Raw genomic sequence first — 22,681 nt, 5'->3', positions numbered from 1 at the left:
TTTTTCTGGGTGTGGTATAAGGTTTATCTGGTTAAATTGGCGCGATTTTTTTTACTAATGGGGAATCATATGCAGATAAAACTATCGGCCGGGCTAATTGCCATGGCTGCGTTATTGGCAGGGTGTAGCGCCAGTAATCAATTGACTTCAGCCGGGCAGTCTGTTCGTTTTGTTGAAGAGAAGCCTTCAAGTGAGTGCCAGTATTTGGGTACCGCAACGGGTGAGCAAAGTAACTGGTTGTCTGGCCAGGCTGGTAACGAAGGCGGTTCACTGCGCGGCGCAGCGAATGACCTGCGTAACAAAGCAGCAGCTATGGGCGGTAATGTACTTTATGGTGTCAGCAGCCCAACCCAGGGCCTTATCTCCAGTTTTGTACCTACGGCCAGCGAAATGACTGGTCAGGTTTATAAATGCGCACAGTAATTGTTTATTGGCACCGGGCGGCAAGTGCATAAGCTCACGCTGCCCGTGTGTTGCTCTTTTTGTAGTAACGTCATTTTTGTACTGGCAACATAGCCTGGTGTTATCTTTATACCTACCTCCAGCGTTAACATTTTAGGGTTGGTTAATTCTCTCCTTAATCCCCGATTATTTTTACATCTTTATATTTCTTACTGTTCTGTTTTTGTATGTATCAAACTCAAATTATTTTTTTCATAATTAAGCGTTAATTAAATATATACAAATATGAACTCAGGTTATATTTAGCCTGCTATATTAAATTTGGCTTTATTTATCAATGTATTAAGGTTTCTTAAGCTTTATTTATTGTGATATTTTTCACAGCATTCAGAACTTTTTGCGATTAATAATGAATAAGACTCAAGGGGGGGGGGAACCTGCCGATAACAGAAAATAGATAAAAGTGAATGCCTGTGTTTTACATTTTTTATTATTGATTTTGAAAACCAGTTTTACACCAAAAAATAAATTCATGGTTACCGGGAGGATGTATGAACATCACCAAGCGCTTGTTACTTGCTTTTTCTCTACTGATACTGAGTTTGATTGTGACGAATGTTATTTCAATGATTTCATTATCTAAGATAAGTGATGATGCAACCTATTTTCAGGCGAATACGTTGCCCAGCATTACTGTAATCAATAATGAAATGATGAAGGTTACCGATATCCGTTCTCAGCTTTACCAGCATGGCCTAACAGAAGACCTGGCTGGAATGGGGGCAATTAAAAGTAATGCGATTGCACTTTATGATGAACTGTATAAAGCACACCAGCATTATCTGAATGACTTGATCTCTGATGAACATGATGCAGAACTGACGAAAAAAACCATGGCCGACCTGGAAAGCTTTCGTAGTGTGATGGATCAGTTCTTTAAAATTTCAGAATCCAATGACCGCGCCGAAGTCACCAAAGCAATGCGTACCGGTGGTTTGGTAGCAGACCAGGTCAGCCTGCTGGCTAAAGACTTTAAAGCACAAGTTGAGTACAACAACCAACTGGTGAATGAAGCCAACCAGAAAAGCAGCAGTTTGATCAACCGCTCTATGACACTTTCTGTTGCTGCAACATTACTGGCAACTGTGATTCTCGGTGCGTTTGGGCTGGTTACCGTGCTCGGTATTCGTCGTCGCCTGAATGAAATGAAAAGCGGCATGGTCTCCATTAGTGAAAACCTGGATTTGAGCCACCGTATGTCTGCTGGCCGCCAGGATGAAATCGGTATGGCTATCACTGCATTTAATAACCTGGTTGCTCGGGTGGCAGAAGCGATGGGACAGGTACGTGGTGCTTCACGTTCAGTCAGCTCTGCGGCCAATGAAATCTCACTGGGCAATAACGAGTTGTCTGCCCGTACTGAACAGCAGTCTGCAGCGGTCGTTGAAACAGCAGCCAGCATGGAAGAACTCAGCTCCACCGTTAAACAGAATGCTCAGAACGCGCATCAGGCGAGCCAGTTGGCAATTGCCGCGTCAGATACTGCAACTCATGGTGGCCAGGTAGTCAGCTCCGCAGTAGCACGTATGAAGGACATTAGCGAAAGTTCGCGCCGTATTGCTGAAATTACATCAGTGATTAATGGGATTGCGTTCCAGACCAATATTCTGGCGCTGAACGCTGCAGTTGAAGCAGCTCGTGCTGGCGACCAGGGGCGTGGGTTTGCGGTAGTGGCGGGAGAAGTGCGCTCACTGGCACAACGCAGTGCTCAGGCAGCCAAAGAGATTGAAACCCTGATTCAGGAATCAGTTAAACATGTAGATGAAGGTGCTCGCCAGGTTGACCTGGCTGGTGAAAGTATGAGCGGTATCGTGAGTTCGGTAACCCAGGTGAAAGACCTGATGCAGGAAATCGCAGCCGCGTCAGATGAACAAAACCGTGGGATAAGCCAGATTGCTCAGGCAATGACAGAAATGGATACCACTACACAGCAAAACGCTGCCTTGGTACAGGAATCGTCTGCGGCGGCGAATAGCCTTGAAGACCAGGCTGGGAAGTTGCAGCAAATGGTCAATGTGTTCCGCTTACCAGGTGGGCATCATGAAACCGCTGCACCATCCCGTTCTCGTGCGCCACAACTGGCCGCTCCAGCGGGTGCCAGTGGGAACGATACTGGTTGGGAAACGTTTTAACAGATAACAAGCCCGAAAGCCTGTCACGCCATCTTTCCCGGTAGGCTGACAGGCACCTTTCACTGCCGAGGCAGGAGCCCGGCAGTGCTTTTTTTTGCGTTTTTTCAAACACGGGTGGGCACCAACCGAACGTTATTGTTGGCGCAATTGCAGATCCAGTGGCGTCTTGCTGGGTTCCCCGCCAATTTCCCGGGCGAGTTTAGGCACCAGGTAACCCGACACCATGGTGAGTAGTTCGCGCATAATGGCCCGAGCTTCGTCATCAGAAACCAGAAAGTGGGCTGCACCCTGCACTTTGTCCAGAATATGCAGGTAGTAGGGCAGGATTCCTGCATCAAACAATGCATTACTGAGCTGTGCCAGGGTTTGCGCGTCGTTGTTCACGTTTTTGAGTAACACACTTTGGTTGAGTAATGTTACGCCCGCCGCGCGCAACCGGGCCATTGCATCCCGCACTGCGTCATCTATTTCCTGAGCGTGGTTAATATGATTCACCAGCAGTACTTGCAGCCGGGATGCCTTAATACGTTCGCATAAAGCGGAGGTTACCCGGGCAGGGATCACCACAGGCAGGCGGCTGTGTATGCGTAACCGCTTGATATGTGGAATTGCTTCCAGTGAGGTTATCAGCCAGTCCAACTCACTGTCTTTCGCCATCAGTGGGTCACCACCAGAGAAAATGATTTCATCCAGTTCTGGGTGAGCTTGAATGTAGTCCAGTGCACTTTGCCAGTTGCGTTTGTTGCCCTGATTTTCGGCATACGGGAAGTGGCGGCGGAAACAATAACGGCAATTTACTGCACAACCGCCTTTTACCAGCAACAAAGCGCGGTTACGGTATTTGTGTAACAAACCTGGCACGACACTGTGCTGTTCTTCTAGTGGGTCTTCGCTAAAACCAGCTACATTGGTGAATTCTTGCTGGCTGGTAAGTACCTGAATTAATAGTGGATCGCTGGGGTTTCCCGGTTCCATTCGTGCCACAAATGCGCGTGGAACTCGCAGAGCAAATAGCCGCCTGGCATCGCGCCCAGCTAACAGTGTCTCATTAGTGTCTACATTTAAAATATTCAGAAGTTCATCAGGATCGGTTATAACATCGGCAAGTTGCGATAACCAATCTTCTCTGGAAGGGGTTTTTAGGGTTACAATGTGTGCCATTTTTTTGGCTAAGCTACCAGTTAATAATTTCAGAGGGCCTTATGGCGACTTACTATAGCAACGATTTTCGTTCTGGTCTTAAAATCATGTTAGATGGCGAACCTTATGCGGTTGAAGCCAGCGAATTCGTTAAACCAGGGAAAGGTCAGGCTTTTGCGCGTGTTAAGCTGCGTCGTCTGTTGACCGGTACCCGTGTAGAAAAAACCTTCAAATCTACTGATTCCGCTGAAGGTGCTGATGTTATCGATATGAACCTGACTTACCTGTACAACGATGGTGAGTTCTGGCACTTCATGAACAACGAAACCTTCGAACAGTTGGCGGCAGACGCGAAAGCGATTGGCGAAAACGAAAAATGGCTGCTGGATCAGGCTGAATGTATCGTGACCTTGTGGAATGGGCAGCCTATCTCTGTAACTCCGCCAAACTTCGTTGAACTGGAAGTGGTTGACACCGATCCGGGTCTGAAAGGTGATACCGCGGGTACTGGTGGCAAACCTGCTACTCTGTCCACTGGCGCAGTGGTAAAAGTGCCGCTGTTTGTTCAGATTGGCGAAGTTATCCGTGTTGATACACGTTCTGGTGAATACGTATCTCGCGTGAAATAAGTGTATTTTGGTTTACAGCGTGGGCTTCTCTGCCTGCGCTGTAGCTTGTTAGGTTCTGTTTTGCCGGGGTAATGCGATGGTAAGAGCGGTTCAATCACTGGTCATCATTTTGGTTGTTGCGTTATTGTCTGGTTGTAATACTGCCCGGGGTTTTGGCGAAGATGTCCAGCACCTTGGTGGGGCTATTCAGCGCGCCTCCGACTAATCTTTTCTCAGCCTGGTCTTAATTTTTCGTTGCACTCTTTATGGTGCACTATCCTTGTTATTGTCCCTAACCAATAAATGATGACAGATAAGGATACGATTATGATTAAGAAAACGATTGCGGCGTTTTTTGCTGCGCTGATTTGTACTACTGCACTGACTGCATGTAATACAACTCGTGGTGTTGGGCAAGATATTCAGGAAGGCGGTAGTGCTATTTCTAACGCGGCAACAAATGCCCAGCAATAATCACAGTAAAACTTTATGTTATGACAAAATGATGGTGTCTGCGGGTACCATCATTTTATATTCTTAGGTTAAAAATAACGCAAGGCGGTTATTCACCCCAAGCTTCATACGGATATTCCGCTTGTAGGTATAAACGGTTTTCACCGATATCCCCATTTTACTGGCAATATTTTCATTGCTGGCCTCCTGCTCCCATAACGCAAGAATTTTTTCTTCTCTCAGTGTCAGTAATGGTGTGAGTTCCCGCTGCAACCCAAAAGGTGGACGGGAGAAAAGAGACTCTTGTAATATTTCTTTAATATTACTGAGTGTGTTGTTTTTATCGAGTATTTTCCAGGCACCCATAACTTCATGCAAAGCCATTAACTCAGGTGGAGTATGGTTACTTTGCTGAATAATTAGCCGGGTTGATGTGCCACAGGCAAGAGAAATCGATGCCAGTTGTTGAACATGATGTATTTCTTTCAGAAAACCATGAAAGTCAGCCATCACAATATTTGGCTGGTACCGTAGTATGTACTCTCGGGCAAATAATAAGTTATCTGTGTCAACAATATTAAAATTAACCGATAAATCTCCTGATGTCATGACCAGAGATTTCAACCCGAAGCGGCTATAGTAACAACGATCCACAAGTAATACGCTAAACATACATATTCTGCATCCGGTAACAAAATAGCCTAAGCCACTTTTTTGGGTAATGTGCCATCATAGAAAGAAACGCGGCTAACTGAATTATGGAACTGGCAGTATAAGCAGTGCTATTTCTCACGTTAGTCAAACAAGAAAGTGGTGGTTGCATTCCCAGAACGGGTTTGCCAGGATAAATTTCTGTTTGGTGTATAGCCCGTTGCTCTCTCGGTCCGTTTTTGTGGTGAGTTGGCTGGGTTAACGATGTTTTCTCCCGCACAGGACGGCCTGTATCGGGTTATTAATACATTGGGGACGGCCCCTTATGGAGCCCCTATGTCTTGGTTATTACTCATTTTTGCCGGTTTGCTGGAAGTCATTTGGGCTGCCGGGTTAAAGCATACCTACGGTTTCAGCCGTTTTTATCCTTCTGTTATTGTTCTTGGCGCGATGGCGCTCAGTTTGTTATTGCTCTCACATGTTATTAAAAGCCTTCCCGCTGGCACTGCGTATGCCGTGTGGAGCGGTATTGGTGCGGTGGGGGTAGTAATTATTGGTATTGTCTGGGAAGGTGAACCCGCCACACCAGCCAGACTTTTCAGCCTGGCAATGATTGTTGCGGGTATCCTGGGGGTGAAGCTATTTAGCCAATGACGGTACTTGTTTTACCCATATCAGCTTGCTGGTATCAAAGCCTTGCTGTTGAGCTAACTGGATATACTGGTTTTTTACTTCTGTGCTGAGTGTTGGGGTTCGGGACAATATCCACAAATAGTTTTTGTCCGGCCCACACAGCAAGGCATGTTGGTAATATTTATCAACAGCCATCACATTATAACCGCCATAAAATGGCCCAAAGAACGAGACCTTCAGCGCGCCTTTAGAGGGGTCGCCAGTGAACCAGGCTTCCCCTTGTGCCGACTGCCACATGTCACGCGCCGGGTTGTAACCGCGGTTAATCACACTAACACCGCCATTTACCTGTAAACCGTAAGTTGCTGTGACTTGTTCCAGCCCACTTTCAAAAGGGTGGTCAAGGCGGGCAATTTCATACCAGGTGCCAAGATAGCGGTTGATGTTGAAATTCTCGACAACGGTTACGCCGGGCGGGGGAACGGGATTGCTGCAGCCTGTTAACGTGGCAACGCCAAGCAGGATGGCAAGACAGAAACTTTTACGCATAGTTTGCTTCCTTTTTTCTTTTAAGTGTAGGAAGCAGCGGGAAAAATGTAGGGGAAAGTGGATAATTTTTTTAGCCTGACGGTTTGTTATCCCGCCAGGCTGGTTATGGTTGTTAAATAGAGACTACACCAATCAGTGTGACAACCGTGAGGATGGCTGCCAGCCCGTAAAATACCCATTTCCCGGCAGGGATATGGAACTTCATATCGTGCATGCCGTGGTGGATACGGTGCAGGCCACACCACAAGGGCAGGACTATCATCAGGAAAATAAACACTCTGCCAATAAAGCTTTGTGCAAAGGCCAGGACGCGTTCATATCCAAGTGTTTCACCGGGGTAAAAACCCAGCGGCAACATAATCCCGACTATCAGGACGATAACCGGTGCGATTATCGCTCCCCACATACCGCCGCCGCCAAACAGCCCCCAGAATACCGGTTCGTCGGAACGCTTAGGTTGTTGATTTGTCATAATGCCTCCTTACCAGAACAGCGCCACGCCAAGAATCACGACAGTGACAATGGCAGTGACTGCCCACAGTGCGCGAATCAGGGGTTGTGGGGGTAATTTCTCACCTTTAACGATCAGAATGGCAGCCTTCGGTGCCAGTTCGAACCAGGTTTTGGTATGCAGCAAGGCGGCCGCCAGGGTAATCAGGTTTAAAATGATAACCACGGGGTTTTGCAGGAAACCAACAAAGCCCGCCCAGGATTCTGCCCCGCCTTTTAATGCATACAACCCATAAATCAGGATGACGCTGAACCAGACTGTCGGAACAGATGTACCTTCACGAAGCATATAGAAACGGTAAAACGGCAGTTTTTGCCACCAGTCCGGGGCAACTGCGCGCACATAAGGTTTACGTTTTGTGGTCATGCTGCACTCCTTAGCGTGGTTTCAGGGTGGCGATTAAAAAGTCCTTTGCACTTTCCACTTTTGTTTGCTGAATTGCGGCTGCCGGGTCGACATGTTTAGGGCAGACTTCAGAACAAAAGCCGACAAATGTGCAGGGCCACACACCATTTTCACCGTTAATCACGGGCATACGCATTTTCTTGCCATGATCACGGCTGTCCAGATTGTAGCGATGGGCCAGCGTCAGGGCTGCCGGGCCGATAAACTCCGGATTGAGGCCAAACTGCGGGCAGGCGGCATAACACAAGCCACAGTTGATACACCCGGAAAACTGGTGATAACGTGCCATTTGCGCAGGAGTTTGGGTATTTGGCCCTTGTTCTGGCGAGCGATTATTGCCAATGATGTAGGGCTTAATCGCCTCAAGGCTTTCAATAAAATGAGTCATATCTACGACAAGATCCCGCTCAATGGGGAAGTTTGCCAATGCTTCGATTTTGATACCCTGAGTGTAATCGCGCAGGAAGGTTTTACAGGCCAGCTTGGGAATTTGGTTAACCATCATGCCGCATGAACCGCAAATAGCCATACGGCAGGACCAGCGGTAACTGAGGTCTGGTGCCAGGTTATCTTTGATATAACCCAGTGCATCCAGTAATGAGGTTTGTTCATCCCAGGGAACATCGTAAAACGCACTGTGTGGCTCGTTGTCCGTTTCCGGGTTATAACGCACCACTTCCAGTTTCATGGTTTTCATCTCAGCCATTCGCCGTCTCCTTTTTGTCGGCTGCTTCCGCTTCGGCGCCATAAACGCGTTTCGCTGGTGGCAGAGTGGTGATTTTCACATCGCTATATTCCAGATGCGTGTGCCCCTCTGCATCCCTGAACGCCAGGGTATGTTTGAGGAAGTTCACATCGTCACGCTCAGTGCAACCTTCATCAAGGCGTTGATGTGCCCCACGAGACTCTTTACGTGCTAGGGCTGAGTGCGCCATACATTCCGCAACATTCAACCCGTGGCCCAGTTCCATGGTGTAGAGCAAGTCAGTATTGAATACACTGGAGGTGTCGGTAATGCGCACGCGCTTAAATCGTTCCTGCAGCTCAGCCAGTTTATCGATAGTTTTCTGCATAAGCTCTGGGGTACGGTAAATCCCGCAGCCTTCTTCCATCGACAGGCCCATTTCGTCACGGATTTTAGCCCAGTTTTCGCTTCCTTCCTGGTTAACCAGGTTTGTCAGGCGGCGTTCAATATCGGCTACCTGAGCATTCAAAGCATTGTCATTACCCGCACTTGCCTGTGCTGCGTGAGCCATTGCTTTTTCACCCGCCAGACGGCCAAACACTACCAGTTCAGCCAAAGAGTTGGACCCCAGGCGGTTGGCACCATGCAGCCCCACAGAAGAGCACTCGCCCACAGCGAACAAACCACCAATGCGGGTTTCACATTCGGTGTTGGTTTCAATTCCGCCCATGGTGTAGTGCGCAGTTGGGCGAACGGGAATCGGCTCTTTGATGGGATCTACACCAACATAGGCTTTCGCCAGTTCACAAATAAACGGCAGGCGTTCGAGTAGTTTCTTCTCACCCAAGTGGCGCAAATCCAGATACACCACATCGCCCCTTGGGGTTTCAATGGTGCGGCCCGCTCGCCACTCATGCCAGAACGCTTGTGAGACTTTGTCTCGTGGGCCCAGCTCCATATATTTGTTTTTTGGCTCACCCAATGGTGTTTCAGGCCCCATACCGTAATCCTGCAGGTAACGGTAGCCATCTTTGTTAACCAGAATACCGCCTTCACCACGGCAGCCTTCTGTCATCAGGATGCCGGAACCCGGCAACCCGGTTGGGTGGTACTGCACAAATTCCATATCACGCAGCGGTACACCATGAGCCAGTGCCATGCCCATACCATCGCCGGTGACAATCCCACCGTTGGTGTTATAGCGATAAACACGGCCAGCCCCACCGGTTGCCATGACCACGGCATTGGCACGGATTTGCACCAGTGTCCCTTCCATCATATTCATGGCGACCAGGCCACGCACATGGCCTTCATCGACCAGAATGTCGAGGACGAAGTGTTCATCAAAGCGGTGAATTTGCGGGAATTGCAAAGAAGTCTGGAACAGGGTGTGGAGCATATGAAAGCCGGTTTTATCTGCGGCAAACCAGGTCCTTTCTATTTTCATCCCCCCAAAACGACGCACGTTAACCGACCCGTCCGGGCGGCGGCTCCATGGGCACCCCCATTGTTCGAGTTGCGTCATTTCTGTTGGGCAGTGATGAACAAAATAATCAACAACGTCCTGTTCACATAGCCAGTCACCACCTGCAACGGTATCGTGAAAATGATACTCGAAACTATCATGATCTTGTGCGACCGCGGCAGATCCACCTTCAGCAGCAACAGTGTGGCTGCGCATGGGGTAGACTTTGGATATCAGCGCGATGGTGGCTTGTGGATTCGCCTGCGCTGCCGCAATTGCAGTGCGAAGACCTGCACCGCCGGCACCAATTATAGCGATATCAGCTTGAATGGTTTGCACGACATTCCTCCAGATTATGGTTATTTCGCAACGCATCTGTTCCAAAGGTAGCTCACACAATGGCCGATAGCGAAAGCGAACGTTTTCCCCTGCTCCTTTGTGGGGAGGCCAGTATAACCTTGTTAAATCCAGGGAAAATTGACGTGTTCGATTTTTTTGTTGATATCCGCAACAATCAACTAATGTCACTGACTGATTTATAAAAAATCGCGTCAAACCAGGAATGACGGGCTGATTCAGCAAATTTTGCTGTGCAAAATTTGTCTCTTTATAGAGATGCGAGTAGACTGCGTGCCCTTGTGTCAAACCGGAGAAAGTACCATGAGCGATACGGCAATCTGGCAGCCGGGCGCATCAGTCCCCAATTTACTCAAACGTGCTGAAATGATGGCCGGAATACGGCGCTTTTTTTCGGACAGGGGTGTCCTTGAAGTTGAAACTCCCTGTATGAGCCAGGCAACAGTTACTGACGTCCATTTAGTGCCTTTTGAAACCCGCTTTGTGGGGCCGGGTCATTCACAAGGGATGAACCTGTATTTAATGACCAGCCCGGAATACCACATGAAGCGCTTGCTTGCGGCAGGTTGTGGGCCGATTTATCAGTTGTGTCGTAGTTTTCGTAATGAAGAAATGGGGCGTTACCATAACCCTGAGTTTACGATGCTTGAATGGTACCGGCCTTGCTATGACATGTATCGCCTGATGAACGAGGTGGATGACTTGTTACAACAAGTGCTGGAATGCAGCCCGGCAGAATCGCTCTCGTATCAGCAAGCGTTTCAGCGGTATCTTGAAATCGACCCGCTGTCTGCAGATAAGCAGCAGTTACGTGAAGTCGCTGCCCGCCTTGATTTAAGTAATATCGCTGATACCGAAGAAGACCGGGATACGCTGTTGCAATTGTTGTTTGCCATGGGTGTGGAACCACATATTGGTAAAGATAAGCCGACTTTTGTGTACCATTTCCCGGCAAGCCAGGCCGCACTTGCGCAAATCAGTACGGAAGACCACCGTGTGGCAGAGCGCTTTGAAGTCTATTTCCGGGGCGTGGAACTGGCGAATGGTTTCCATGAGCTGACCGATGCAGGTGAACAACAACAGCGCTTTGAGCAGGATAACCGTAAACGTGCCGCAAAAGGGCTTCCTCAACAGCCCGTGGACGTTAACCTGCTGGAAGCACTGAAAGCTGGTATGCCGGATTGTTCCGGTGTTGCATTGGGTGTTGATCGCCTGATGATGCTGGCACTGAATGCAGAAAGTTTATCTGAGGTGATTGCTTTTACTGTGGACAGGGCCTGATAAACCACTGCGAAAACCAACTGATTAAAACCCCAGCCAGAGTATGGCGGGGGTTTTTGTTTTTACAAACTACCTGGCGTTCGCACGCCTTTGCCCGAAGAGGTGAGGGTGGTCGCGCTACGCTTACCATCCAGAGATTCCAGCCGCATTTGGAACGGTGGGAACGGCAGGTCAATACTCTGTTCCCGGAAGCCCAGCAGAATTAATTGGTGGAGTTCATGACGTAACGGCATGCGGTGCCCCATCTCTGCAGCATAAATACGCAGTTCAAAAAGTTGAATGCCCTGTTGTATATCGACCAGGTAAGCCTCTGGCGGTGGGTTATCAATGACCAGTGAACAACGCTGTGCTGCTGTAAGTAAAATACCCGTAACGGTTTCGGTATCGGCTTCGACTGGTGCTGGGACACTGAGCACTACACGGGTAACGGAATCAGACAGCGACCAGTTAATGAACTGTTCAGTAATAAAGGCTTTGTTGGGGACGATTATCTCTTTGCGATCCCAGTCGCTAATGGTGGTGGCGCGGGTGTTGATTTTGGTGATACTGCCTGTCAGGTCACGAATCGTTACGGTATCGCCAATACGAATGGGTTTCTCAAACAAGATAATCAGCCCGGAAATGAAGTTGGCGAAAATCTCCTGTAAACCAAACCCCAGCCCCACACCTAATGCAGCAACCAGCCACTGTAATTTGGCCCACTCAATACCAATCATGGAAAACCCGACCAGGCCACCTAACAGCATCAGCAAATATTTGGTCACAGTGGTAATGGCATAGCCTGTGCCGGGGGTGAGATCCAGGTGCTGTAGTATTGCCAGTTCCAGCAGGGCTGGCAGGTTACGTACCAGTTGCATAGTGATGATGAACACCAGAATGGCGATAAGCACCGCGCCAACGGTAATGGGTTCGATACTTTCCACACCCTGTATAGTGGTGGTGACATCCCACAATGAGATGTTTTCCAGGAAGCTGAATGCCGAATGGATCTCTGACCATAATGCGATCACAGAGATCAATGCGACCAGTGTCAGCAGGGATCGCACCAGGCGGAGAGACTGAACGCTGATCGTATCCAGATCTATCTCGGCATCTTCAGGAAACTCCGGGCTGCCTTCTGCGCTGTGGCCCTGTACCGATTCATCTTCCCCTTTTGCCCGTTGGGCAAGGATCTCCGCCCGTCTATGCCTGGCCCGGTCAAATGCCAGACGGCGGCGCTGAATCAGCATCCAGCGGCGAACGATATGGTAGATAACCAGCAGTAAAAACCAGATAGCGACAGACGTTTCCAGGCGTGCCAGCAAGGCCTGGGCTGTTGCGAGATAACCCACCAGTGATGCCAGTGCTGCCAGCGCTGGTGCGCAGATCAGTAAGTTCCAAAACAGCCTGTTGGGGACATTGTCGCCATTACCTTGTTTATCCAGCCACAAAGGGATCCCGGCGCGTTTTAAACTGAGTGTGACAATAGCCAACGCACCACAAATCAGAACAAAGCACAGCCGGCCCAACGAAGCAGAGAACTCCCTGTCATTGAGGTTATCGAACATGATAAGCGCCATAATCAGCGGCACAATTAAACCAATGCTCATCAGGTAATAACGCATAGCCCGGGCTACCCGGTGGCGCGGCCAGCCAAAGTGGGCAACAAACAGGCCATTGCTGCGTGCAAAAGTGGCGCAAATCATCACCACCCAAAGTAAAGGCACGGTGGCTGTCACGCCGTCCCCAACTGCGACTGCAATTGGCCAGGGCCAGGCTTGTTGTAATCCGTGTCCGAGGATTCCCCATAAGACGGGTAAAGGGGAAGCAACCAGAATCGACCAGAAAACAGTGCGAATGGTGAGATAGAAATGATCTTGAGTGACTTTGCCCACCCGGCTGCTTGACCGTTGCAGGAAAGCTGAAAAGCGGCGGCGGGAACTGATACTGAAGCCAACCAATACCAGCGCTGCAAACAAAGGAATCAGTGTTTCCCGGCTGGTAAGCATCATGCCCGCTGCTTTCCCCAACTGCCCCAGGGTATCAAGCGAGAGCAGACGGCGCAGATCCTGCATAATATCCAGTGGCCAACTCAAAGAGATAGCACTGACATCTGCAGTCCAGAACAGGTAACGGTGGGTGGCTTCGTTGACCTCTTTCAGTGCATCTTCTAACTGGCTGTTGGCGACTCGCAGTTTCGTCAGTTCAAGAATAAGCGCATCGCCCCCTTGCAGTAACGAACTCAGCAATTCACGTTGGGTGCGTAACTGGGCGTTAAGAATACGTTCTTGTTCCTGAGTCAGTGGCTGGCCACTGGCCTGGCGAACTTGGCGCAATTGCGGTTGTTTGTTCAACTGGTCTTCATAGCGCAACCGTTGAACACGAATTTGCGCCATTTCGGTATCAACTTGCTGCGGCTTGGGCATTTCAGGCAAACGGGCAACCTGAGCACGCAGTGTTTCACCCAGCACGTTAGATACCCCCAACCATTGCGATTGCTCACGCAGTGTGTTGAGCGCCTGGCGTACTTGCAGAATTTGGTTTGCAGCCTGGCGCTGCTGGGATGCAACCAGATCCATGCGGTTAGCCTGCAGATTCAAAGCCTGAGAAAGTTCACGGTTAACCGTAAATTGTGCTTCAATTTCTGGTGGCAGGTTTTCGCTGTTTTCCGCCAATAACTCAGTGCTTTCCAGCGCTTTCTCTGCTTCGCGTTGGCGCTGATTATTAAGTTGATTTCGTAGTGCCTGTAGCCGCTCGTCTAACAGCTCACTTTGTTTTTCAGCAAGGTTTGCTCGTAGCCTTGCCAGTTCCTGGCGATTATTTGCAGAAAGCTGTGCCAGTTCCAGTTCAGTAAGCCTGGCCCGCAAACGGCTGATATCCGCCTGAAGCGCCCATTGTTGTGCCTGTGCCAGAGGCGTATTGGACACACTGATACCAGAACGGCGCTCCAGTTCACCCAGCTGCCGGCGAATATCGGTCTGCTGTTGCGGCAACTGGTTCAGTGAATCGGTAATATCGCGGCTTTTCTCTTGCTCCTGCTGAGCTTCCCGTGTTTTATCCAGCAACTTGCTGCTGAGCTGGAGAATTTCCTGGTTCAGCACGTCTGTGGGTAATCAGGCAGGGATTTTTTCCGTTTGCGTGGGCGAGGTAGCCAGTTGCTGGCGTAACGATTGAGAGAGTTTGGGAAAATTATCGATAACTTGCTGGTATTCATCGGCCTGTTGCTGGGCGTGTGCGCGCTCATCAAGGGCGTTCAATGCTGCCTGAAGGGTTTCAATTAGCTCCGCCTGGCCTGGCTGATTTTTATTAGTTTTCGCTTGCTCCAGTGCCTGAGCAATTGCGTCGTTATCTGTTGTAGAAGGGGCGGCGTGCGCCCCCAGGCTGAGACTCAGAGTCACCAGAAACAGGATTAGCAGGCGCACGTTGCGTACTCGTCGGTTAGTTAGCTGTCTTCAGTTGAAGGCTCAACCTGTTCAGTTGCCAGGTTGTCGCCGCTTTCTGCATGAGGCTCGCTACCCCAGGCCAGCGTATTGCCAAGGCGTGTAGTGAGTAATGGCTTAATTTGTTCATCCAGTGTCACTTTACCGGCCGCAAACAGGTTAATCACGGTTGAGCCCAGTTTAAAGCGGCCCATCTCCTGCCCTTTCAGCAACGCAATAGCATCTTCCTGGCTGCCATCAGGCCAGGTCCAGCGTTTGATTATCCCTTCGCGTGGTGGGGTGACGGTACCTGCCCAAACTGTTTCAATACTGCCAACGATGGTCGCGCCAACCATAATTTGTGCCATGGGGCCAAACTCGGTATCAAACAGGCAAATGACCCGTTCGTTACGGGCAAACAGATTAGGCACATTTTGCGCGGTTAACGGATTAACGGAGAACAGGTCGCCCGGTACATAGATCATTTCCCGCAGGATTCCGTTACAGGGCATATGCACCCGGTGGTAATCACGTGGGGAAAGGTATGTGGTGACAAAGCTGCCATTGCGGAACAGGGCGGCCATGTTGTAGTTACCCGCCAGCAGTGCTTCCAGGGTGTAGTCATGGCCTTTAGCCTGCAGCAGTTTATCGTCTTCGATAGCACCACACTGGCTGACGGCGCCATCGGCAGGCATAACCAGCGCATTCGGTTCAGTATTCAGGCGGCGCGCATCTTCACGTAATGGACGCACGAAGAAGTCATTGAAGGTACGGTAACTGGCGGTATCCGGCTTTTGTGCTTCTTTCATGTCAACTTTGTAGCATTTAACGAACGCATCAATCACCAGTTTGGTCAGCCAGCCAGCACGTTTGTTTGCGCCCCAGCCAGCCAGACGAGTCAGCCACAATTTGGGCAGAATGTATTGAAGTGAAAGTTTAATGTTATTTAGCAAATTAGCCTCCAGGCCGTTGTATTGCTTTTCCATGCCCGGCAATAGCACGTTGCCCGGGCCTGTATACAGGGCGACGAATTTTAACGGCAGCCTGCCTGGTTGTCAGTTATCGGTTTCTGAAAAGTTCTTACGGGTTTTGACTTGCGCCATGCTTTCCAGAATACGGTGATAGTTTTCAAAACGCGTTTCAGCTATTTCACCACGCTCAACGGCAGCACGCAGGGCGCAACCGGGATCATTGTTATGGCTACAGTCGCGGTATTTACAGGTGCCTAAATAATCATGGAATTCGACAAAACCCTGGGTGATTTGTTCCGCTTCCAGGTGCCACAGGCCAAATTCACGCACCCCTGGGGAGTCAATAACATCGCCACCATGAGGGAAATGATACAAACGCGCAGCGGTGGTGGTGTGTTGCCCAAGGCCAGAAACATCGGAAACGTCGTTAGTCAGAATTTTTTCTTCATCCAGCCCTAACAACGCATTCAACAAGCTGGATTTCCCCACACCAGACTGACCTGCAAAGATGCTGATGCGCCCTGTCAGTAGGGTTTCCAGTTCTTCGAGGCCCCGGTGGGCATGGCTGGAAACCATGAGTACGCGGTAACCAATTTTGCGGTAAATATCCATTTGCCCGTTCACGAAGTTCAGTGCGTCTTCATCAAGCAAATCGGTTTTATTGAGCACCAGCAGCGGCTCAACATCCAGGGTTTCGCAGGCAACCAGATAACGGTCAATAATATTCAGTGAGAGTTCCGGCAAAATGGCCGAGACAATCACAATTTGATCAATATTGGCGGCAATGGGTTTTATCCCATCATAATAATCAGGCCGGGTCAGTACCGAGACGCGTTCGTGCACTGCCTCAACTATACCGTTGACCATCACACCTTCAGCAGCTGGCTTGCCTGGACGCCAGACAACACGGTCGCCAGTTACCAGAGATTTGATAGTACGGCGAATGTTGCAGCGGTGGACTTCGCCGTCAGAAGATTCAACGTCAGCGTGCATACCGAAACGGCTGATAACGATACCCTCTTGTGGCTCGCCAAACAGCGTATCGTCGTAATCTGTTTTCTCCGTAGGGTTCTTCAACCTGCGCTGGTGGTTCGCTTTCACGCGGCGTTGTTGGCCTTTGGAGAGTTTATTTTTACTCAATCGTGGTGGCTCCTGGTCGCCCACAATGGGCAAAACCTCTATGATACACGCTATTTTATACGAAATAACCGATTGTCAGTGCGCCAAGAGGCGAAAAGGACAGAAAAAGCATGAGTGCAAAAGAAAATAACCTGATTTGGATTGACCTGGAAATGACGGGTCTGGACCCAGAGCGTGATCGCATTATTGAGATTGCTACGCTGGTGACCGATGCTAATTTGAATATTTTGGCTGAAGGCCCGGTAATTGCGGTACACCAGTCTGATGAACAACTGGCTCTGATGGATGACTGGAATGTGCGTACTCACACCGCCAGTGGCCTGGTCGAGCGTGTAAAAGCCAGCCAGATGGATGACAATGCGGCCCAGCAGGCGACACTGGCATTTTTGCAGGAGTGGGTGCCCGCCAATACTTCACCCATTTGCGGTAACAGTATTGGCCAGGACCGCCGCTTCTTATTCAAATACATGCCCGAGCTAGAAGCGTATTTTCATTACCGCTACCTGGATGTCAGCACGCTGAAGGAACTGGCGCGCCGTTGGAAACCAGAAATTCTCAGCGGGTTTAAGAAACAAGGTGCACACCAGGCGCTTGATGATATTCGTGAATCTGTAGCGGAACTGGCTTATTACCGCGAGAATTTTATCAAGTTGTAACAAGCCGGATGAGGGCAAGCCCCTCATCCGCTGGGAAAATCACCGTTTTGTTGAATAAGTAGCCATTCAAACAAAAAGCACGAAATTTTCTCATTCAGGGCTTGCGGTAAATGCGAATTCTCGTATAATGCGCCTCCCGTGACGATGCAGTTTTGCAAAGTTACTCAGGGCGGGAATAGCTCAGTTGGTAGAGCACGACCTTGCCAAGGTCGGGGTCGCGAGTTCGAGTCTCGTTTCCCGCTCCAAAAATTTGACAGGCCGTCAGGCCAGCACCACCCAAGCGGGAATAGCTCAGTTGGTAGAGCACGACCTTGCCAAGGTCGGGGTCGCGAGTTCGAGTCTCGTTTCCCGCTCCAAAATTTGACAGGCCATCAGGCCAGTACCACCCAAGCGGGAATAGCTCAGTTGGTAGAGCACGACCTTGCCAAGGTCGGGGTCGCGAGTTCGAGTCTCGTTTCCCGCTCCAAATTTTCTCATCATACTATCCACAGCATTAAAGCGCTGCAGGGTGGTTTTTTTATTGCCTGTAAAAAAGTTTTGAACAAACTTATCCACAGGTTGATAAAAAAGTCACTGGCCCGGTTTCTTTTGGTTTTTTATGGCTGGGCATTATCTAACTTAATGATTATTAAGTGATTTAAATATATTGATAAATGTTACCTGGATCACTTGACGATTTTTTTACTGTTGAATGACAACCTGTTTTTTTTCTTATGAACAGGCTGTGGATACTTAAGCATCCCGAGGTAATCCTTTTTCAATGACCCTGACCAGGCGTTGTTGTTGTGCTGAAGAAACGGTCACATTCAATGCTTCCCGCTTTGCCAATTGTTGCGCAATCGACCATTCAATATGCTCATCCAGAAGTGGGTGCTCACCTCTGCGTTGTTCCAATGCATTAAGTACCGCACTTTCCCAGGGTGCATTCCCCAGTGCTATCGCAATATTTCTTAGCCAGCGCAGGTGCCCTATGCGGCGAATCGCCGAACCTTCGGTGACTTTAAGGAACCGGGTTTCATCCCAGGCAAATAATTCCAGCAGTTCTGGGGTGTGTAACGCTTTACGTGGGGAGAAATCGGCTTCATCCGTCAGTTGGGAAAAACGGTTCCATGGGCAAATTAGCTGGCAATCATCACAGCCGTAAATACGGTTGCCCAGCAAAGGACGGAATTCCTCAGGAATGACACCTTCATATTCAATGGTAAGGTAGGAAATACAGCGCCTGGCATCCACGGTATAAGGCGCGACAATAGCCTGGGTTGGGCAGATAGTCATGCAGGCAACACAGCGCCCACAGCCTTCTTCAACCGGCTTATCTACCGGGAGAGGGATATCGACCAATAACTCGCCAAGGAAAAAAAACGAACCTGCTTCTTTGTTGAGGATAAGTGAGTGCTTACCTGTCCAGCCTAACCCGGCTTTTTCAGCCAAAGGGCGTTCAAGAAGCGGCGCTGAATCCACGAACGGTCTAAAATTCAGTTCAGTGCAGTGTTCACGAATGCGTTCCCCCAGTTGTTTCAGGCGCTGGCGCAGTAGCTTATGGTAATCGCGGCCCAGCGCATAACGGCTGACATAACCAAGACGTGGATTTTTCAGCGTGCTGGCAAAAGCAGCCCCGGTGGGGAGATAATTCATGCGGACACTGATCACCCGCAATGTGCCAGGCAATAATTCATGGGGGCGTGCGCGCATCATGCCATGGCGAGCCATCCACTCCATTTCTCCGTGATACTGTTTGTCGAGCCATGCCTGAAGCGCGGGTTCACTGGCGCTCAGGTCTGTATCGCAAATACCGACCTGCTGGAACCCCAGTTCCTTGCCCCACTGTTTAATTTTTTGCGCTAATTCATCAAGAACGAAGGGCTGAGACATGACGGACCATTACCTGAACAGAAACCCAGAAAGTATACCACAGTCAGTCTGGTCCGCAGACTGGTTACGTAAGGCGGAAGCCCAGGCTGCGTCCGCAACGGGCGTCACATTGAATGAACTGATGCAGCGTGCTGGCGAAGCGGCATTTGCAGTTGGCCGCCGGGCTTTTCCCACTCGCCGACACTGGCTGGTATTGTGCGGCCATGGCAATAACGGCGGTGACGGCTATGTGGTTGCCCGCTGTGCCCTGGCTGCAGGTATTCAGGTGACCGTACTGGCTGTAGAGAGCGTCAAACCTTTGCCAGGGGAAGCGCAGGCCGCACAGAACGCGTGGCGCGCAGCAGGTGGGCATATTTTCCCGGTGACATCATCCTGGCCGCAGGGGGTTGACCTGGTTGTTGATGGGTTACTCGGCACTGGTATTCGCCAGGCTCCCAGAGAAAACCTTGCAGCAGTGATCAGGCAGATAAATCAGCATCCGGCCCCTGTATTAGCCCTGGATGTGCCATCGGGCCTGGATGCTAATACTGGAGCCACTCCTGGTGCAGTGGTTTCAGCCAGCCATACGGTGACGTTTATCGCCCTGAAAACGGGCCTGCTGACCGGCAAGGCTCGCGATGTTGTCGGGCAATTGCATTACCATTCGTTGGGGCTGGAAGGCTGGCTGGCAGAGCAGGATGCGCCGGTGAAACGTTTTGATCAGGATGACCTGAAGCATTGGTTGCATCCGCGTAAAGCAACTGCACATAAAGGGGACCATGGGCGACTGGTGGTGATTGGCGGGGATACCGGCACCGCGGGGGCGATTCGTATGGCTGGAGAAGCGGCGCTGCGTGCCGGTGCTGGGTTGGTCAGAGTGTTGACGCGCCCGGAAAATGCCGCCGCGCTATTAACGGCTCGCCCTGAATTGATGGTTCAGGCTCTTACCCTGGAATCATTGGATGAGAGCCTGCGCTGGGCTGATGTTGTGGTGATTGGCCCTGGGTTAGGGCAGCAGAGTTGGGGGCGAGATGCCCTTGAGCGTGTAAAGCACTGTACCAAACCCATGTTATGGGATGCGGATGCCCTTAACCTTCTGGCAATAAATCCCATACCAGGTGACAATCGTGTGCTAACGCCCCATCCCGGTGAAGCAGCGCGTTTGCTGGGGTGTTCCATTGCTGAAATCGAAAGTGATCGCTTACTTTCCGCACGCCGTTTGGTTGAACAATACGGTGGGTGTGTGGTGTTAAAAGGCGCAGGTACAGTCGTCGCTACAACGCATTGCCAGGCTATTATTGATGTGGGAAATCCCGGTATGGCAAGTGGCGGAATGGGGGATGTGTTGTCTGGTATTATAGGTGCGTTGTTAGCCCAACATCTTCCGTTGTTTGATGCCGCCTGCGCGGGTTGCGTAGTGCACGGCGCGGCTGCCGACAGTTTAGCGGCGCGTTATGGCACACGCGGTATGCTGGCAATGGATCTCTTGTCTGCGCTGTATTCGTTTGTTAACCCTGAAATTGAATTGATAAAATCATGACAAATTGTGTTATCCCACTGGCCGATGAACAGGCAACGATTCACCTTGGCGAACGTCTCGCAAAAGCCTGCCAGGGGGCGACGGTAATCTATTTATATGGTGATCTGGGGGCCGGTAAAACCACGTTCAGCCGGGGCTTTTTGCAAGCGCTGGGGCATAAGGGCAATGTGAAAAGCCCAACTTATACGTTGGTCGAACCTTATGAACTGGGCGATATGATGGTGTATCACTTTGACCTGTACCGCCTGGCAGACCCGGAAGAACTCGAATTTATGGGCATTCGTGATTACTTTACCCGTGATGCGATTTGCCTGGTTGAATGGCCACAGCAAGGTAAAGGTGTGTTGCCAGAGCCTGATTTGGAACTGCATTTATCCTGGCAAGGTGAAGGGCGTGAAGCGGTTGTCACCCCAGTCTCGGATGCAGGAACGGCGTTGATCGCTCGTCTGGCTAATTAACAAGGAAGATTGCATGTCTGTTCGGGGAATCATGTGGCTGTTAGCCACCATTATGTTGTTCTTATGTTTGCCTGTCCGCGCGGCGACGGTTGCGGATATCCAGGTATCTAATGGTGCTGAACAGGCCAGAATTACGTTCTTATTTATGGGAGACCCACAGTATCAGTTCTCCCAGTCCTCTCCCCGAACAGTATTCCTTGATATTCAGCAAAGTGGTGTGATTCAGGGCCTGCCACTGGTATTCAGTGGCGACAACCTGGTGCATCAGATTCGCTCTACCTCATCAGGTAACCCACAAACATTGCGTCTTGCTGTCGATTTAACAGAAAAAGGGACGATTCGCGCCAGTAAACAACAGCGGGGTGCTCAGGTTGCAGTGGTCTTTACTATCGATGCAGTAAAACCGCCACCAATACAGTCCGTCACGCCAACGGTGAAAACTTCCCCTGTAGTCCGCACACCAGTGACTGCCAGTGTGCCAGAAAGTGGCCACAACCCGTTTCACAGTGATGAACCGAAAGTCACCGGCGTGGTGAGTACCCGTACACCGCCTCAACCGGTTAAGCGCCGCCCATCGGGCAGTGGCAGCCAGGTGGTGGTGGCGATTGATGCAGGCCACGGCGGGCAGGATCCGGGCGCGATTGGTGCCGGTGGCACTCGTGAGAAAAATGTCACGTTATCCGTTGCCAGAAAACTGCGTACCTTACTGAACAATGACCCAATGTTTAAAGGTGTGATGACCCGCGATGGTGATTACTTCATTTCGGTTATGGGGCGTTCGGAAGTGGCCCGTAAACAGAATGCGAATTTACTGGTTTCTATTCATGCTGATGCCGCACCAAACCGTGAAGCCACAGGCGCTTCCGTCTGGGTTCTGTCTAACCGGCGCGCAGACAGTGAAATGGCTGGCTGGCTCGAACAACATGAAAAACAGTCTGAGTTGTTGGGCGGTGCGGGTGATGTGCTGGCAAACCAGGTTGATCCGTATTTGAGCCAGGCTGTGCTGGATTTACAGTTTGGTCACTCACAGCGAGTTGGTTATGATGTCGCCACTTATGTGATTCGCCAGTTGAATAATATTGGCGATTTGCACAAGCGCCATCCGGAACATGCCAGTCTTGGTGTGCTGCGTTCACCGGATATCCCTTCATTGCTGGTGGAAACAGGGTTTATCAGTAATAGCCGCGAAGAGCAGTTACTGGCAAGTGATGACTACCAGCAAAAAATTGCCAATGCGATTTACCAAGGGCTGAGAAACTATTTCATTGCTAATCCGTTGCAGGCATCACCTGGTGGTCAAACAAACGGTATGATTAGCCGCAACTCACAGTAAGG

At 50.2% G+C, this 22,681-nt stretch carries 21 protein-coding genes, 3 tRNA genes and 1 pseudogene; 14 read left to right on the top strand and 11 right to left on the bottom strand.

Annotated features, from left to right (window positions below; translation table 11 throughout):
• Nucleotides 1-69 precede the first annotated feature (69 nt).
• A complete protein-coding gene (locus LC084_RS19820) occupies nucleotides 70-423 on the top strand; it encodes a DUF4156 domain-containing protein (RefSeq protein WP_226573215.1) in 354 nt (117 codons plus the stop codon).
• Between the two features lie 530 nt (nucleotides 424-953).
• On the top strand, nucleotides 954-2,594 hold the full coding sequence (locus tag LC084_RS19815; RefSeq protein WP_226573213.1) for a methyl-accepting chemotaxis protein: 1,641 nt from the start codon (nucleotides 954-956) through the stop codon (nucleotides 2,592-2,594).
• Between the two features lie 132 nt (nucleotides 2,595-2,726).
• Here the strand turns inward: LC084_RS19815 and epmB are convergent, their stop codons facing one another.
• Nucleotides 2,727-3,755 carry an EF-P beta-lysylation protein EpmB gene (gene epmB, locus LC084_RS19810; RefSeq protein WP_226573211.1) on the bottom strand — a complete coding sequence of 343 codons (1,029 nt, stop codon included), beginning with the start codon at nucleotides 3,753-3,755 and terminating at the stop codon, nucleotides 2,727-2,729.
• 41 nt (nucleotides 3,756-3,796) lie between these two features.
• Here epmB and efp point away from each other — a divergent pair, with 41 nt between their 5' ends.
• The 3 genes from efp to ecnB all read left to right on the top strand — a co-directional run bounded on the left by efp (nucleotide 3,797) and on the right by ecnB (nucleotide 4,816).
• Nucleotides 3,797-4,363 (top strand): elongation factor P, encoded by a 567-nt coding sequence (efp, locus tag LC084_RS19805; protein WP_226573209.1) that lies wholly within the window; start codon nucleotides 3,797-3,799, stop codon nucleotides 4,361-4,363.
• A 76-nt stretch (nucleotides 4,364-4,439) separates the two neighbouring features.
• Nucleotides 4,440-4,568 carry an entericidin A/B family lipoprotein gene (locus LC084_RS19800; protein WP_226573208.1) on the top strand — a complete coding sequence of 43 codons (129 nt, stop codon included), beginning with the start codon at nucleotides 4,440-4,442 and terminating at the stop codon, nucleotides 4,566-4,568.
• Nucleotides 4,569-4,669: 101 nt separating this feature from the next.
• Nucleotides 4,670-4,816 (top strand): lipoprotein toxin entericidin B, encoded by a 147-nt coding sequence (gene ecnB, locus LC084_RS19795; protein WP_226573206.1) that lies wholly within the window; start codon nucleotides 4,670-4,672, stop codon nucleotides 4,814-4,816.
• A gap of 63 nt (nucleotides 4,817-4,879) precedes the next feature.
• Here the strand turns inward: ecnB and LC084_RS19790 are convergent, their stop codons facing one another.
• A complete protein-coding gene (locus tag LC084_RS19790; protein ID WP_226573203.1) occupies nucleotides 4,880-5,467 on the bottom strand; it encodes a helix-turn-helix transcriptional regulator in 588 nt (195 codons plus the stop codon).
• Between the two features lie 315 nt (nucleotides 5,468-5,782).
• On the opposite strand from LC084_RS19790, the gene sugE reads away from it, so the two are divergent.
• On the top strand, nucleotides 5,783-6,100 hold the full coding sequence (gene sugE / locus LC084_RS19785) for a quaternary ammonium compound efflux SMR transporter SugE (protein WP_226573201.1): 318 nt from the start codon (nucleotides 5,783-5,785) through the stop codon (nucleotides 6,098-6,100).
• Here sugE and blc read toward each other — a convergent pair.
• From blc to frdA, 5 genes are all read right to left on the bottom strand, one after another.
• Nucleotides 6,086-6,628 carry an outer membrane lipoprotein Blc gene (gene blc / locus LC084_RS19780; protein WP_226573198.1) on the bottom strand — a complete coding sequence of 181 codons (543 nt, stop codon included), beginning with the start codon at nucleotides 6,626-6,628 and terminating at the stop codon, nucleotides 6,086-6,088. The two genes, sugE and blc, sit on opposite strands and share 15 nt — an antisense overlap.
• A 112-nt stretch (nucleotides 6,629-6,740) precedes the next feature.
• Entirely contained in the window at nucleotides 6,741-7,100 is a 360-nt protein-coding gene (frdD, locus tag LC084_RS19775) for a fumarate reductase subunit FrdD (protein WP_226573195.1), read from the bottom strand.
• Between the two features lie 9 nt (nucleotides 7,101-7,109).
• Nucleotides 7,110-7,505 carry a fumarate reductase subunit FrdC gene (frdC, locus tag LC084_RS19770; protein WP_226573192.1) on the bottom strand — a complete coding sequence of 132 codons (396 nt, stop codon included), beginning with the start codon at nucleotides 7,503-7,505 and terminating at the stop codon, nucleotides 7,110-7,112.
• A 10-nt stretch (nucleotides 7,506-7,515) separates the two neighbouring features.
• Complete coding sequence (locus LC084_RS19765; protein ID WP_226573189.1) at nucleotides 7,516-8,250, bottom strand: succinate dehydrogenase/fumarate reductase iron-sulfur subunit; 735 nt, start codon at nucleotides 8,248-8,250, stop codon at nucleotides 7,516-7,518.
• Complete coding sequence (frdA, locus tag LC084_RS19760) at nucleotides 8,243-10,033, bottom strand: fumarate reductase (quinol) flavoprotein subunit (RefSeq protein ID WP_226573187.1); 1,791 nt, start codon at nucleotides 10,031-10,033, stop codon at nucleotides 8,243-8,245. The genes LC084_RS19765 and frdA overlap by 8 nt, the downstream gene beginning before the upstream one ends.
• Before the next feature lie 321 nt (nucleotides 10,034-10,354).
• Between frdA and epmA the strand changes: the two genes are divergently transcribed.
• On the top strand, nucleotides 10,355-11,332 hold the full coding sequence (gene epmA, locus LC084_RS19755; protein ID WP_226573183.1) for an elongation factor P--(R)-beta-lysine ligase: 978 nt from the start codon (nucleotides 10,355-10,357) through the stop codon (nucleotides 11,330-11,332).
• A 62-nt stretch (nucleotides 11,333-11,394) separates the two neighbouring features.
• On the opposite strand, the pseudogene mscM reads toward epmA, so the two are convergent.
• The 3 genes and pseudogenes from mscM to rsgA all read right to left on the bottom strand — a co-directional run bounded on the left by mscM (nucleotide 11,395) and on the right by rsgA (nucleotide 16,841).
• Nucleotides 11,395-14,733: pseudogene (gene mscM, locus LC084_RS19750) on the bottom strand (miniconductance mechanosensitive channel MscM).
• Between the two features lie 20 nt (nucleotides 14,734-14,753).
• Complete coding sequence (gene asd, locus LC084_RS19745; RefSeq protein ID WP_226573180.1) at nucleotides 14,754-15,683, bottom strand: archaetidylserine decarboxylase; 930 nt, start codon at nucleotides 15,681-15,683, stop codon at nucleotides 14,754-14,756.
• Nucleotides 15,684-15,785: 102 nt separating this feature from the next.
• On the bottom strand, nucleotides 15,786-16,841 hold the full coding sequence (gene rsgA, locus LC084_RS19740) for a small ribosomal subunit biogenesis GTPase RsgA (RefSeq protein WP_226573177.1): 1,056 nt from the start codon (nucleotides 16,839-16,841) through the stop codon (nucleotides 15,786-15,788).
• A 110-nt stretch (nucleotides 16,842-16,951) separates the two neighbouring features.
• Here rsgA and orn point away from each other — a divergent pair, with 110 nt between their 5' ends.
• The 4 genes from orn to LC084_RS19720 all read left to right on the top strand — a co-directional run bounded on the left by orn (nucleotide 16,952) and on the right by LC084_RS19720 (nucleotide 17,963).
• A complete protein-coding gene (gene orn, locus LC084_RS19735; RefSeq protein WP_226573174.1) occupies nucleotides 16,952-17,497 on the top strand; it encodes an oligoribonuclease in 546 nt (181 codons plus the stop codon).
• Nucleotides 17,498-17,666: 169 nt separating this feature from the next.
• A tRNA-Gly gene (locus LC084_RS19730) sits at nucleotides 17,667-17,742 on the top strand.
• 35 nt (nucleotides 17,743-17,777) lie between these two features.
• Nucleotides 17,778-17,853 (top strand) — tRNA-Gly (locus tag LC084_RS19725).
• Between the two features lie 34 nt (nucleotides 17,854-17,887).
• Nucleotides 17,888-17,963, top strand: a tRNA-Gly gene (locus LC084_RS19720).
• Nucleotides 17,964-18,229: 266 nt separating this feature from the next.
• Here the strand turns inward: LC084_RS19720 and queG are convergent.
• Nucleotides 18,230-19,369: a tRNA epoxyqueuosine(34) reductase QueG gene (gene queG / locus LC084_RS19715; protein ID WP_226573172.1), complete on the bottom strand. Its 1,140-nt coding sequence runs from the start codon at nucleotides 19,367-19,369 to the stop codon at nucleotides 18,230-18,232.
• On the opposite strand from queG, the gene nnr reads away from it, so the two are divergent.
• Genes nnr through amiB form a run of 3 tightly spaced genes read left to right on the top strand, consistent with a single transcriptional unit; the run spans nucleotide 19,368 to nucleotide 22,679 of the window.
• Nucleotides 19,368-20,888, top strand: a complete 1,521-nt coding sequence (gene nnr, locus LC084_RS19710; protein WP_226573170.1) for a bifunctional ADP-dependent NAD(P)H-hydrate dehydratase/NAD(P)H-hydrate epimerase — start codon at nucleotides 19,368-19,370, stop codon at nucleotides 20,886-20,888. The genes queG and nnr overlap by 2 nt on opposite strands.
• Entirely contained in the window at nucleotides 20,885-21,346 is a 462-nt protein-coding gene (gene tsaE, locus LC084_RS19705) for a tRNA (adenosine(37)-N6)-threonylcarbamoyltransferase complex ATPase subunit type 1 TsaE (RefSeq protein WP_226573168.1), read from the top strand. Before nnr ends, tsaE begins: the two co-directional genes overlap by 4 nt.
• A gap of 13 nt (nucleotides 21,347-21,359) precedes the next feature.
• On the top strand, nucleotides 21,360-22,679 hold the full coding sequence (gene amiB, locus LC084_RS19700) for an N-acetylmuramoyl-L-alanine amidase AmiB (RefSeq protein ID WP_226573166.1): 1,320 nt from the start codon (nucleotides 21,360-21,362) through the stop codon (nucleotides 22,677-22,679).
• Nucleotides 22,680-22,681 lie beyond the last annotated feature (2 nt).

Origin of the sequence: Mangrovibacter yixingensis (genome assembly GCF_020523985.1) — a bacterium.
GTDB lineage: Bacteria > Pseudomonadota > Gammaproteobacteria > Enterobacterales > Enterobacteriaceae > Mangrovibacter > Mangrovibacter yixingensis.
This window is presented reverse-complemented; position numbering and strand designations above follow the sequence as displayed.